This is a genomic window from Veillonella sp. T34266-5 (genome assembly GCF_002959815.1).
Classification (GTDB): Bacteria; Bacillota; Negativicutes; order Veillonellales; family Veillonellaceae; genus Veillonella; species Veillonella atypica.
Map to the genome: position 1 here is coordinate 1 of NZ_PPCZ01000025.1, position 13,051 is coordinate 13,051.

A 13,051-nucleotide genomic window follows, 5' to 3' on the forward strand; every position below is an offset into this window, starting at 1 on the left:
CGTTCGGGACGGATAAACGCTGAAAGCATCTAAGCGTGAAACCAGCCTTGAGATGAGGTTTCTCATAGCATAAGCTAGTAAGATCCCATGTAGACGACATGGTTGATAGGCCAGGTGTGGAAGAGCTGTGAGGCTTGGAGCTGACTGGTACTAATAGATCGAGGGCTTTACTTAATAACAATAAGCAGACATGTGCAACAAATATATATAAACCTTCTATGTGGTTTTCAGAGTACAAACTCTGACAGATTCAGTGGCGATAGCTACGAGGGTCCACCTGTTCCCATCTCGAACACAGTAGTTAAGCTCGTAAACGCCGAAAGTACTTGGCTGGAGACGGCCTGGGAGGATAGGAAGTCGCTGATTAAGCTTAAGGCTAACCGAATGGTTAGCCTTTTTTGTTGTACGCCGAATAGGCATGACTAAACCCCCAGTTAAACTGGGGGTCGGTAAAAATTCTTAGAGAAAAGGAAAGAACCTCCTAGTGATAAAATGAAGTTGGTCTGGCAACCACAACATTTTAATATAGGAGGTTCAATGTCAATGAATGACGTAAAAAGCTTATCACATAGTAAATGGAGATGTAAATATCATATTGTTTTTGCTCCAAAATATAGAAGACAAATAATTTATGGTCGGATAAAAGCTGATGTAGGTAAAATTTTAAGAGATTTATGTAAGAGAAAAAATGTAGAGATTATAGAGGCGGAATGCTGTCCGGATCATATTCACATGTTAGTAACGATACCACCACATTTAAGCGTATCGAGTTTTATGGGATATTTAAAAAGTAAAAGTAGCCTCATGATATTCGATAAACACGCAAATTTAAAATATAAGTATGGAAATAGACATTTCTGGTGTAGAGGATATTATGTGGATACGGTAGGACGATATGAAGGAGCGATAAAAGAGTATATTCGCAATCAACTACAAGAAGATATAGCGCAAGATACATTAAACTTTAAAGAGTATACCGACCCGTTTACGGGTGAGCCAGTAAAATAGGCAAAATAAAAGCCCCCGAGTAGGGGGCAGCCAGTGGTAATAGAGTGGTTGTCAGATCATTCAATGCCCTCTTTAGAGGGCCACCACTAGAGAAAGACCCTTATAGGGTCAGAGCAAACCACCCGTTCTACGGGTGGTTATGATTATCCCTCATAGGTTATTTATATGAATTTAGAATGACCTATGAGGGGTTTTTCATTGAAACAAAAGAGCGGTTATGTTATCCTCGAATAGTATGAAGTTATAATTTTATATTGTAAGAAGGTTCTTAATCATGTTAATAACAATAGGTAAACGTATAGTATATGCGATCATTATTTGTGTTGCATTACTATTCATAGCATTAGGAAGTATGTGGTGTTTATCATCGCATTATAAGATTTATGGTGTTCCCGTTTTAAATTATCATCAAGTTAATGATAAGTATCATTCTGCACTGACACTTGATGTGGCACAGTTTAAGAAACAGATGGAGTATTTACATAACGAAGGGTATCATACGATTAGTCTCGATGATTTATATGCGTATGTGACAGAAGGCAAGGAACTCCCCGATAAACCGATAGTTCTCACCTTCGATGATGGTTATATCGACAACTATGAGGATGTTTTGCCTATCTTAGAATCCTATGATATGCAAGCAACCATATTTATGATTAGCGATGCTGTTAATACAAAACGTTTTATGTCTATCAATGAATTAAAAACTATGGACGCTCATAAGTTTATTGTACAAGGTCATACTAATCATCATAGTATTTTAACGCGCATTGATCCTTCTAAACTTGATGATGAGATTAAAGGTGGTAAGGATACATTACAGGCTTTCATGGGAAAACCCATCGATTACTTAGCGTATCCTGGTGGTTTCAATAATGCCGAAATTCAACGCATTACTAGTGAAAGCGGGTATAAGATGGCTTTCACAGTCACACCGGGAACGGTTAAGCCAGGTCAAAATTTATATGCGTTGCCAAGATTGGCCATATTCCAAGGTGATACACCGTATTTATCATTCTGGATGCGTTTGCACTGCGCGCCATTTATTACTTATACATGGCAATTACGAGATACATTACGGGATAATGGATTTACAAAATTGGCTGGTTTGATACCATTATTTTAGGAGGATATATGTCTCAAGAAGTTTTACATCGACCTCTCAATGTCGCTGTCCTAACAGTTTCTGATACACGGACTATGGAAACTGATAAAGGGGGAAACAAGGTTCAAGAATTATTAGAAGCTGCTAATCATAATGTAGTAGCTCGAAAGATTGTTATCGATGATTACGATGAAATCCGTAATGCCATTATTCCTTGGTGTAATGATGAATCAATAGATGTGGTCATTTCTACAGGTGGCACCGGTATTGCCATGCGTGATGTGACCATTGAAGCCGTGGATTCTATTATTGAAAAGGCTATACCTGGATTTGGTGAAATTTTTAGATATCTATCTTTTACGGAGGATATTGGTACCAAAGCTATTGCATCTCGTGCTGAAGCTGGTGTAAATTCAAATACATTAATTTTTTCTATTCCTGGTTCGGTGGGGGCCGTTACCCTTGGCATGAGTAAATTAATTATTCCCGAAATGCCTCATTTGGTGCGAGAGATCAATAAATAGATAGGCATGCACTGATTTACTATGCTATAATTGTATTGTAATTATAGAAGCTAACAGTACTGTATCAGGAGGATCTCCATGGCTTTTAAATTAAAAGGAAAAGAAGAAAAATTTTTTAGTATTTTAGAAAATCATGCTGAACTTACCTATGAAAGTGCGGAAATGATGGAACGCGTTTTCAAAGGCGAAGTTTCTAAAGAAGAAGCATTCTTGGAAATTGATACAAAGGAAAAAGCTGCGGATGAATTAGTTAATGAAACAGTTGATCGCTTGCGTAAAACATTCATTACACCGATGGACCGTGAAGATATCCAATTGTTGATTGATCAATTAGATACAACACTTGATAATATCAAAGAAATCATGGATAAAATGGTTATGTATCATGTAGGTAAACCTAGTGATGGTGCCATTCGCATGAGTGAAATCGTCGTAAAATGTGTTAAACATATCAATAAATCTATCGGTTACATGGGTAGCCTTAAAAAGGATCATGTGAAGGTAGAAGGTCGTGTACATCAAGTGTTGAAACTTGAATCTGAAGCAGATAATATTTACCATGAAGAAATGGCGAAATTATTTACAGAATGTACAGATCCAATTGAAATTATCAAATGGAAGGAAATCTTAAGCTCCATGGAGGATGTAATCGATGGTTGCGAAGATTTGGTTGGTACATTCCGCCGGGTAGTATTGAAGTATGCTTGAGTCACATTACTTAGTTTGGCTAGTCGTATTTCTAGCCATAGCATTTGACTACATCAATGGCTTTCACGATACGGCTAATGCGATTGCCACATCTGTTTCAACCCGTGCTATTGAACCTAAAAAAGCAATCATGATGACGGCGGCACTTAATTTTTTGGGTGCTATGGTGAGTACAGGGGTTGCGAAGACAATCGGTGGTGATATTGTTATGTCCCCATCTCTTATCAATAGTGGTATCATTTCAGCAGCCCTTATCGGGGCCATCGCATGGAATTTACTGACTTGGTACTGGGGGATTCCTAGTTCATCATCCCATGCACTAATTGGTGGCATCATTGGTGCCGTAGGCTGGTCAGTAGGTTTTGATGCTTTAAATGAATCAGGGATTTTAAAGATTTTCTTTTCTCTCATCTTATCACCACTAGTAGCAATGGTTGGTGGCTATATCATCATGAAATTGTTGCTACTCATCTTTGGTAGATTTTCTCCTATTGTTTTAAATGATAGATTTAGATCCATGCAAATCGTATCGGCCGTTATGATGGCTTTTTCACATGGTTCTAATGACGCACAAAAGGCGATGGGGATTATTACATTGACCTTACTTAGCGGTGGTTATATTGATACCTTAGATGTTCCATTGTGGGTTAAGTTGTGCTGTGCGACTGCGATGGCTTTTGGTACGGCTGTTGGTGGTTGGAAAATTATTTCCACCATGGGGACAAAAATCTTTAAATTAGAAACCATTAATGGTTTTGCAGCCGATTTAAACTCTGCTATTACTATTTTTACTGCTACATTCTTGCATTTACCTGTAAGTACCACACATGTTGTGAGTGGTTCTTTGTTGGGGGTAGGTGCTTCTAAGCGTATTAAAGCAGTAAACTGGGGCGTAGCGCGTTCTATGGTCATGGCGTGGTTCGTAACAATTCCACTATCTGGTATAGTAGCCGCCATTGCTTATGAAATAGGACATCTTCTATTTGGCTCATTCTTTTAGAACTGCATATAATAAATGAGAAGGACTATTAGTATCTTACTAATAGTCCTTTTTTGTGATATTAATTACAGTTTTATAAAACAATACCATTGCAGTATTGTTTTATATCGTTTATACTAAATGTAGTAATACGTAGACGTTGTTATTGGAAAAGGAGTGCTTATGAAATTAAATCAAGCCACGGACTATGCGTTTCGCATGATTTTGCACATGGCAATGTTACCCTCTGGTCAGAAGGTGACAGGCGGTGTATTGGCTGAGCAGGAAATGATTCCAGAACGTTTTTTGCTTAAGATAATGCGCAGCCTTATTGCCGCAGGAATCATGAAATCATTCCGCGGGGTGGATGGTGGATTTGCATTAAATCGTGAGCCCAAAGACATTTCCATGCTCGATGTGATTAGAGCCGTTGAGGGGGATACGTATTTACAGCGTTGTTTGTATGATGTCGGTTCTTGCTCAAAAGCATGTATGGGCCAATGTGCAGTTAATGAAGCTATGTCTGTTGTACAAGCTGAACTTGTGAGACAGATGGAAAGTGTGACTTTCGATAAATTAGCTGTGCGCGAAAAAGAGATTTTAGAGACCATGAATCCTTGTGTATCTCATGCGTAAAACGATGTAAGACATTCATCAAGTGTGTATTTTTGAGTCAATTCTAAGGAGGAAAAGACATGTTTGAAGCACTGGATTTAGCACGCTTACAGTTCGCGCTAACATCTATCTATCACTGGCTATTTGTACCGTTCACATTGGGAATGACGGTTATCGTAGCCATTTTAGAATGGACCTTTGTAAGCACCGGTAAAGAAGTTTACAAAAAAATGGCAAAATTCTGGGGTAAATTATTCTTAATTAACTTTGCCATGGGTGTGGTAACAGGTATCGTTCAAGAGTTCCATTTCGGTATGAACTGGGCCGAATATTCCCGTTTCATGGGGGATATTTTTGGTGCACCACTTGCCCTTGAAGCATTAATGGCATTTTTCTTGGAATCTACATTTATGGGCGTGTGGATCTTTGGTTGGGATCGTCTCTCCAAAAAAGCACATGCATTGGTGGCTACACTAGTTGCATTAGGTACTAACTTATCTGCATTCTGGATTCTTGTGGCAAACTCATTTATGCAACATCCTGTAGGCTACGTAATCCGCAATGGTCGTGCGGAAATGGAAAACTTCGCAACCATCGTATCTAATGGTTATGTACCTGGCCAATTTGCTCATATCGTATTAAATGGTTCCATGACAGCAGGTGTCATCATTATGGCTATCAGCGCATGGCACTTGATTCGTAAGAGCAATGTTGATTTCTATAAAACCTCTGTAAAATGGGGTATGGTAATTACCTTAATTGCTGGTACATTAGGTGCTTTTGCAGGTCATCATCAAGGCCAATATATTACAAAAGAACAACCTATGAAAATGGCAGCGATGGAAGCTCTTTGGGAAACTCAAGATCCAGCTCCATTCTCCTTGGTAGCTAATATCGATACAAAAGCACAACAAAATACAGGTGCCATTGAAATTCCTGGCGGCTTATCCTTCTTAACACAAAACTCCTTTACATCTGGTAAGGTAGAAGGTATTAAAGATTTACAAGCTAAATCTGAAGCCCAATATGGTCCTGGCAATTACATTCCAGATGTACCTGGTATTTTCTGGACATTCCGCATCATGGTAGCGGCTGGTTCCATTATGTTGTTAGTTGCTTTCATCGGCTTGGTATTAAATGCTAAAGGTAAACTCGTAGAGAATAAAACATTCTTGAAAATTCTTTTCTGGATGTTACCATTGCCTTACATCGCTCAATCCACAGGTTGGTTTGTTGCAGAAGCAGGTCGTCAACCTTGGCTTGTATATGGCCTTCAATTGACTGCGAATGGTGCTTCTAAATCCGTTACAGCTCCTGAAATCATGACTACTATCATTGGTTTTACAGTTATTTACATCTTGGCTGCTATTGCTGCATTGTATTTAGCTGTAGAGCACATTAAAAAAGGTCCTGATGGACAAACAATTTACCATGTAGAAGAAAAAGAGGAGGCAAGATTATGGAACTAATTATGAATAACCTTAATGTGATCTGGTTCATCTTGCTTTGTGTATTATTCGCTGGTTTCTTCTTCTTAGAAGGCTTCGACTATGGCACAGGTATTCTTCTACCAGTCATTGGTAAAACTGACGTTGAACGTCGTCAAATGATTAATGCATTAGGTCCTATTTGGGATGGTAATGAAGTATGGATGATTACTGCTGGTGGTGCGTTATTCGCATCCTTCCCTCATGTATATGCTACATTGTTTAGTGGTTTCTACATGGCATTGTTCTTAATGCTTGCTGTACTTATCATGCGTGGCGTTGCTTTTGAATTCCGTTCTAAAAGTGCAAATCGTACATGGCGTAAAGTATTTGATTATTGTATTTTCATCGGTTCTATCGTTCCTGCCTTATTGTGGGGCGTAACAGTAGGTAACTTGATCCAAGGCACACCTATTGATGAAACGATGACATATGTTGGTACATTCTGGGATTTACTTAGCCCTTACACTGTATTATGTGGTGTTGCTTTCATTTTAGTGTTTACATACCATGGTGGTTTGTTTACATCTATTAAAACAGCAGGTCCTATCTCTGAACGTGCACGTGCAGCATCTCTCGTTACAGGTGTACCTACTGCAATCGGTGTGATTGCGTTGATTATTGCATCCTATGTATACACTGATTTGTACAGCTCTATCTTAGCTACTATTTTCTGTGCCTTAGCTGTTGTTTGCTTCCTTATTTCTTGGGCTGCAGCACGTACGCGCAATACAAAATGGGGCTTTGTATTTAGCTCTCTTTCCGTTATTTTGATTACGGCTACATATTTTGCAGGTCTATTCCCTCGTATTATGGTATCTTCTTTGAACCCAGCGTGGAGCTTGACCATTACAAATGCATCTTCTTCTGAATATACCTTGGCATTGATGACTGCGGTTGCAGTAGTATTTGTACCAATCGTATTAGCATATCAAATTTGGGTATACTGGACATTCCGTCATCGTGTAACAGAAAAAGATTTACATTATTAATATAGGTACTTTCACCGATTGTGAAAGTTTGAGCCCTTTTGTGAGGCGTGCTGTAGCGGCACGCCTCATTTTTATGGTAAGATGAATGTAATATTGATAAAATTAGATTTAAAGGGGGTTAGATATGATACAGAAAACGGCGCTTCGCGTCATTAAAAGTAAAAGGCTCGTATTATTGGCACTGATTATGTCTAGTATTTTACAAAGTCTTTCTATAGTAGGACAAGCTTGGTTTTTTGCCACATTAATACATAACTTGGTTTTTCTTGATCATACTGTGTTGGATGAATCTAATAAAATTACATGGCTTGCGGTATTCATTATATTACGTTTAGTTTTTTCTTATATACAGGAACATGTATCGTCTAGTTTGGGCCATTCTGTTAAATCTATTTTGCGTAAAGAAGCTCTTGCGCATCTATTTAGATTAGGTATTCAACGAGGAGAATCTCAAGGTGATACGATACATCTCATTACTGATGGATTAGAACAAGTAGAGGCCTATGTTTCGAGCTATATACCTCAAATGCTATATGCGATTATCATCCCACTAGTAATGGGGATTGCCATAATGGATACATTGCCTATTATCGGGGCTATTTTAATAGGTACAGTACCATTAATTCCATTGTTTATGATTTTGATTGGTAAACAAGCGGAAAAGATGAATCAAGAGCAATGGGATCGGATGAGTCTCTTATCAGGTCATTTTTTAGATGTATTGCGAGGCATTACCACATTAAAGGTGTTTGGTCGTGCAAAGGAACAAATACAAGTCATCAGTCGACTATCTAATGAATTTAAAGACTCTACCTTACGCGTATTGCGTGTGGCTTTTCTATCTGCCCTCGTCTTGGAATTAGTTAGCACAATAAGTACAGCTATCATTGCAGTGTATTTAGGCCTTACACTATTAGATGGCGGTTTGGATTTTCTTCCAGCCTTCTTTATATTATTGTTGGCTCCAGAGTTTTATACACCTTTTAGACAATTAGGAGCTGCTTTTCACACCGGTATGTCTGGTAAAACTGCACTTGCTAAATTTGATGCTTTTATGAATACACCTATTGTATTACCTCGAGGTGGCAATTGTCGTATTCAAGGGACAATTGAATCCATACGCCTAGATAATTTAAATTATACCTATCCAGAAACAAGCAATGGTATAAAGAATATTATATTGCAGGCATGTCGCAATAAACCGATTATGCTTGTTGGTGAAAGTGGGGCTGGTAAATCGACGATTGCACGAATATTAGGTGCCTTTTTAGAGGCTCCTTCGAACAGTGTATATGTTAATGATATAGATTTATCAACTTGTTCTATGGATTGGTGGCGTACACAGGTTACGTATGTGTCTCAAAAACCTCATGTTATGCATGGTACGCTACGAGATAATATTGCCTTTGGACAAGATGTAAGTGATGACGAGCTTTTAGAAGCAGCCAAACTAGCGGAGCTACATGATGTAATTTGTGAAAAGGGCTTGGATTTTGTCGTTGGTGAAGGAGGCATGGGACTTAGTGGTGGCGAATTACAACGTATTGCCTTGGCACGTGCTTTTTTACATGGTGGACAAGTTCTTATTTTAGACGAAGTTACATCCCATTTGGATGTGAATACAGAGGCTCAAATCAGTTGTGCATTACAGCGCTTGATGAAGGATAAAATTGTTATTCTTGTAGGGCACCGTATTCAAACGATGCAGTGGGCCTCTCAGTTATATGTGTTGCGTCAAGGTGAAATAATTGAGCAGGGAACCTATGAATCCTTGTTGGCACAGAATGGTTATTTTAAGGCGCTAGTAGATGCTGGGACTGGTTCGTTTGTAATGGATGATGAGGATGTGTCATATGTTTCTAAGCTTGAGGTTCCATTGCCACAACAACAAGAGGCATTAAGTAATAGTAAAGTCCCATATGAAGCCGATGAAACTAAGTATAGTGATATTGAAGGTTGGAAATTGTTATTTTCCGTATTAAAACCTGCTCGTTGGTCCTTAGTACTTGCCTTAGTTTTCACTTCTCTGACCGTATTCATGAATGTGGGGCTTTTGAGCGTATCCTCTTGGTTACTGGCATCGGCTGCATTACAACCTGGTATCACTTACTTGAGTCTCGCTATCGTAGGTGTGCGCTTCTTTGGTATTAGCCGTGCTGTATGTCGTTATTTTGAGCGGTACACATCTCATAAAATGGCCTTTCAAGGTTTGTATGGGTTGCGTGTATGGTTTTATACCTATCTAGAACCATTGGCACCGGCTATATTTAAACGATGGGGCGCAGGGGATATGCTCAACCGAATTATGGCGGATATTGAAGTACTGCAATTCTTTTATTTACGCACCTTAATTCCTCCTGTAGCAGCTATTGTATTAACTATATTGGTATCCTTTGGTGTCGGTACTATAGATGCGCATTTATCAACGCTTGTGTGGTGTGCTGCACTGATGACAGGTGTTGTACTACCGTATGGCATATATCGTTATCATCGTACATCCTTAAATATGATCAGTCAGGTACAAGGTCACTTCAAGTCAACATTGACTGATACATTAGAAAGTTTAGAAGACATCATTAGTTACCATAATGAAAATCTAGTTATGGAACGTATGATGCAATCTATAGATGATGTAGAGTACCATAAGGGGCGTATTTCTAAAGGTATGAATTTAGGAAATACGATGTTTATTGCTATTGTACAGATTGTAGTTGTGTTAGCGGCCCTATTAGCAAGTAATGTATTAACTGGCCCTTGGGCAAGTGTTATGGTCGTAGTATGTGCCATTGGTATTCAAGCTTGGTTTGAAGCGCTGCAGCCTATGATTGTATCCGTTCATCATGGTTATGAAAGTTTAGTAGCGGTTCGTCGATTGTTACAAATTAAGCATGCACCTCTGCCAATCAAGGATACAGGCTGTGTAGATTTAGATTCTATGGATACGATATCATTGAAACATGTTAATTTTGGGTATGATCACTCATCACTTATATATAAAGATTTAACATTAGATATACCAAAAGGTCAGGCTGTTGCTATTGTTGGTGCTAGTGGATCTGGTAAAACCACATTGTTTTCCTTGTTAGAAAGGCTATATGATTACTCTGGTCATATTTCGGTAGGTCACAATGAATTAAAGAGTGTTACGATTGATTCTTGGCGAAATTTAATGGGATCTATCACACAAGACACTTATATTTTCCATGCTACACTGGAGGATAATATTCGCCTTGCCAAGCCACATGCAAGTGCGGATGAGGTGCAGCGTGCCGTAAACCAAGCTGTTTTATCCGATGTAGTTACCCGGTTGCCAAAAGGCTTACGAACAATTGTAGGTAGTGGTGGGGTAGGCCTTAGCGGCGGTGAACGTCAACGTGTTGCTTTAGCTCGATTATTCTTGCGAAATCCTGAACTTATACTTCTCGATGAACCGTTAGAGGGGCTAGACCAAGTAACAAGACGAAAACTGCATAATGATATTCTAGCTTTCACAAAAGAAAAAACTGTTTTATATATTACACATCAGTTAGAAGGCTTGGAGCTGATGGATCGTATCCTCTTTATGGAAAAAGGTCGTATTGTAGAAGATGGAACCTTTAGCGAGTTAATTGCTAAGAAAGGGCGATTCTATGCATATTGTCGACTTACGATGGCCAGTGTATAAGTGGTAGCTGATGAAAAGGTCTTAGTAGATCTCTGTATATACCTCGATAAAATGGGTAAATTATGGTATAATTGTAATGTTTGAGGTATAAAAAATCTTGTGTAGTGTGCATAAATTGGAGCGACTATGACAAAAATCTTCACCAAGTTACGATCGTTGGTGGATGACGCATTAAATGAACGTTCTCCTATTATTGAACAGGATACGACACTTATGGCTGCACCTGTGGAGCGAGAACTATTTGATCATAGAATTCTCTATATTGAAGAGGATATGGTCAATCGGATGCTCCGTGCTGCGTTTCGAAATCATTGGTTAATCTATTCTGTAACCTTTGAATTTGAGCCGAATAACCAAGTATTTCTCTCCATTATTACTAAATGGGGGAATGTGATTAATGTGGAATTTACCATCGAAGATGTGTGGTTCGATGACTATTCATCTTCCTTTGCTATTAAGTTAGATACTGCTAATATAGATACCGGTGGGTTTATTTTGAACTCGATTCTCCACCTCCTAGGCAACTGGTGCCTTAGTCTATTTGGCATATTTTTTAATCCTATTGCTATTGGCCGATTAGGCTCTACTGTGCGATTTGAGAAGAAGGGAATTCTTCAATTTGATTTAGTACCCAATTCTAGAATCAAAAAATTTATTCCTTTGCCAGAACGTCATGTAGGTAGTACAGGTCCTGTTTTATTGGGAAATCCTAAAACTGGACAGTCTGTATTGCAATTAGACTATTATGCATTTCATGATCCAGTAGATACATTTACAGTTCCTGACGTGCCAACGAGAACGAGTTGGGTTAGATCCATTGATATTGCCGCTGTATTACTGCTACCAATCGGTGTATGGATTACATTTATAATTCTTCATCACTATTTACCAACTGAGACTTTAGAGTTTTCTTTTTCTACATACTTTTTAATTTCATTAGGGATTTTTATTATATCCTTCTTAGTAATGAATATTCCACGGTATGTATATATGTATGTAGACTCTCGAAAACAGTGGCAAAGTGCATTTGTACATAATAATATAAAAATTCAATTGCGTAAGTTACACCGACGCATTTTCATGCAGCAAGCTTCGTTATCCACAGATTGTGACGAATGTGTAGCCTCTCAAAGTCAAGAGCGGATCAAGCAATTATTATTACAGATTCGAGACAAACGGTTCTTAGCTAATCGATTGAAAATAGCAGATGATGATCGTGCTAGAAAACAAAAGGTTAAATTTATCATTGCTTATATTGGGTGTACATTAATAGAATTAATGTTGTTGATGAATTAACTACATAGCATAACAAAAAGGCTGAGCCTCCTGGCTCAGCCTTTTGTTGTTAGACTAGGTTTATTATCTTTTTTTACGTCGTTTTCGTACCTTTTTTCGAACCTCTTGTTCCTCTTGTGTCGGTGGTTCTGGAATTGGTTGTGATTGTACTGGCTCTTGATTCATAAATGGAGGATAGCCATACTTATTTGGCTCTGGTTGACCCGGTAATACCCAAAATAGGAATCCGATAATCCACACGAATAAATCTAATAAATAATTTAACGGTGTTACCGCTGAATAGGTATTGATGAAAATAATAATGGTAGCCCATAAAATACCAGCCCAACCATTAAATCCAATATCATGTATCCGTCTAGTAAATAAGCCACAGGCTAGTGGAAATAACATGGCCTGTAATGCACCTACAAAAATACGTGTAGCCCAATATGCAGGCAACGTTACGATGTAGTCGATTAAACGTTCCTCGATGATATCTACTACATAGAATAGGATCATCAAGGCTATGAAGAGTATAATAAATTGTAGTCTGTTAAAGCGCCCCGAAAGGTTGAATATGGTATAGCCCTTACGTCGTCCCTGATATGCTATACCAAAACCTACTAAGCAGATTAGTACAGTTCGTAGAACTGGATATAATAAATCCATGAAGTCCCCTTTATAAAAATAAACA

The 13,051-nt window shown here is 38.5% G+C and carries 11 protein-coding genes and 2 rRNA genes; 12 read left to right on the forward strand and 1 reads right to left on the reverse strand.

The annotated features are described in order from the left end of the window. The 12 genes from VIHSUH07_RS09175 to VIHSUH07_RS09230 all read left to right on the forward strand — a co-directional run. Positions 1-175 (forward strand): 23S ribosomal RNA (locus VIHSUH07_RS09175); the annotation flags it as partial. A 74-nt stretch (positions 176-249) separates the two neighbouring features. Then, positions 250-366: ribosomal RNA gene (rrf, locus tag VIHSUH07_RS09180) — 5S ribosomal RNA — on the forward strand. A gap of 177 nt (positions 367-543) precedes the next feature. Further along, complete coding sequence (tnpA, locus tag VIHSUH07_RS09185; RefSeq protein ID WP_038125930.1) at positions 544-1,008, forward strand: IS200/IS605 family transposase; 465 nt, start codon at positions 544-546, stop codon at positions 1,006-1,008. 274 nt (positions 1,009-1,282) lie between these two features. Further along, positions 1,283-2,134, forward strand: coding sequence for a polysaccharide deacetylase family protein (locus VIHSUH07_RS09190; RefSeq protein WP_105084716.1), 852 nt, complete (start codon positions 1,283-1,285; stop codon positions 2,132-2,134). An 8-nt stretch (positions 2,135-2,142) separates the two neighbouring features. Beyond that, positions 2,143-2,637 (forward strand): MogA/MoaB family molybdenum cofactor biosynthesis protein, encoded by a 495-nt coding sequence (locus VIHSUH07_RS09195; RefSeq protein ID WP_105084717.1) that lies wholly within the window; start codon positions 2,143-2,145, stop codon positions 2,635-2,637. A gap of 78 nt (positions 2,638-2,715) precedes the next feature. Then, the gene (locus tag VIHSUH07_RS09200; RefSeq protein ID WP_005375274.1) at positions 2,716-3,345 is read left to right on the forward strand and encodes a DUF47 domain-containing protein; all 630 of its coding nucleotides are present in this window, start codon (positions 2,716-2,718) and stop codon (positions 3,343-3,345) included. Continuing rightward, complete coding sequence (locus VIHSUH07_RS09205) at positions 3,338-4,345, forward strand: inorganic phosphate transporter (RefSeq protein WP_105084718.1); 1,008 nt, start codon at positions 3,338-3,340, stop codon at positions 4,343-4,345. The genes VIHSUH07_RS09200 and VIHSUH07_RS09205 overlap by 8 nt, the downstream gene beginning before the upstream one ends. Before the next feature lie 162 nt (positions 4,346-4,507). Beyond that, the gene (locus VIHSUH07_RS09210) at positions 4,508-4,960 is read left to right on the forward strand and encodes an RrF2 family transcriptional regulator (RefSeq protein WP_005375284.1); all 453 of its coding nucleotides are present in this window, start codon (positions 4,508-4,510) and stop codon (positions 4,958-4,960) included. Between the two features lie 59 nt (positions 4,961-5,019). Beyond that, positions 5,020-6,408, forward strand: a complete 1,389-nt coding sequence (locus VIHSUH07_RS09215; RefSeq protein WP_105084719.1) for a cytochrome ubiquinol oxidase subunit I — start codon at positions 5,020-5,022, stop codon at positions 6,406-6,408. Then, a complete protein-coding gene (cydB, locus tag VIHSUH07_RS09220; RefSeq protein WP_005379809.1) occupies positions 6,399-7,418 on the forward strand; it encodes a cytochrome d ubiquinol oxidase subunit II in 1,020 nt (339 codons plus the stop codon). The genes VIHSUH07_RS09215 and cydB overlap by 10 nt, the downstream gene beginning before the upstream one ends. A 124-nt stretch (positions 7,419-7,542) precedes the next feature. Continuing rightward, the gene (gene cydD, locus VIHSUH07_RS09225; protein ID WP_105084720.1) at positions 7,543-11,082 is read left to right on the forward strand and encodes a thiol reductant ABC exporter subunit CydD; all 3,540 of its coding nucleotides are present in this window, start codon (positions 7,543-7,545) and stop codon (positions 11,080-11,082) included. 126 nt (positions 11,083-11,208) lie between these two features. Beyond that, positions 11,209-12,378, forward strand: coding sequence for a hypothetical protein (locus VIHSUH07_RS09230; RefSeq protein ID WP_005376590.1), 1,170 nt, complete (start codon positions 11,209-11,211; stop codon positions 12,376-12,378). Between the two features lie 63 nt (positions 12,379-12,441). On the opposite strand, the gene VIHSUH07_RS09235 is transcribed toward VIHSUH07_RS09230, so the two are convergent. Next, entirely contained in the window at positions 12,442-13,026 is a 585-nt protein-coding gene (locus VIHSUH07_RS09235; protein ID WP_105084721.1) for a DUF805 domain-containing protein, read from the reverse strand. Positions 13,027-13,051 lie beyond the last annotated feature (25 nt).

Excerpts from the sequence above, each read along its gene's own strand:
- cydB (WP_005379809.1), top strand. The coding sequence starts at position 6,399 with ATGGAACTAATTATGAATAACCTTAATGTGATCTGGTTCATCTTGCTT.
- VIHSUH07_RS09235 (WP_105084721.1), bottom strand. The coding sequence starts at position 13,026 with ATGGATTTATTATATCCAGTTCTACGAACTGTACTAATCTGCTTAGTA.
- VIHSUH07_RS09195 (WP_105084717.1), top strand. The coding sequence starts at position 2,143 with ATGTCTCAAGAAGTTTTACATCGACCTCTCAATGTCGCTGTCCTAACA.
- VIHSUH07_RS09200 (WP_005375274.1), top strand. The coding sequence starts at position 2,716 with ATGGCTTTTAAATTAAAAGGAAAAGAAGAAAAATTTTTTAGTATTTTA.
- cydD (WP_105084720.1), top strand. The coding sequence starts at position 7,543 with ATGATACAGAAAACGGCGCTTCGCGTCATTAAAAGTAAAAGGCTCGTA.
- VIHSUH07_RS09215 (WP_105084719.1), top strand. The coding sequence starts at position 5,020 with ATGTTTGAAGCACTGGATTTAGCACGCTTACAGTTCGCGCTAACATCT.
- VIHSUH07_RS09230 (WP_005376590.1), top strand. The coding sequence starts at position 11,209 with ATGACAAAAATCTTCACCAAGTTACGATCGTTGGTGGATGACGCATTA.
- VIHSUH07_RS09190 (WP_105084716.1), top strand. The coding sequence starts at position 1,283 with ATGTTAATAACAATAGGTAAACGTATAGTATATGCGATCATTATTTGT.
- tnpA (WP_038125930.1), top strand. The coding sequence starts at position 544 with ATGAATGACGTAAAAAGCTTATCACATAGTAAATGGAGATGTAAATAT.
- VIHSUH07_RS09205 (WP_105084718.1), top strand. The coding sequence starts at position 3,338 with ATGCTTGAGTCACATTACTTAGTTTGGCTAGTCGTATTTCTAGCCATA.
- VIHSUH07_RS09210 (WP_005375284.1), top strand. The coding sequence starts at position 4,508 with ATGAAATTAAATCAAGCCACGGACTATGCGTTTCGCATGATTTTGCAC.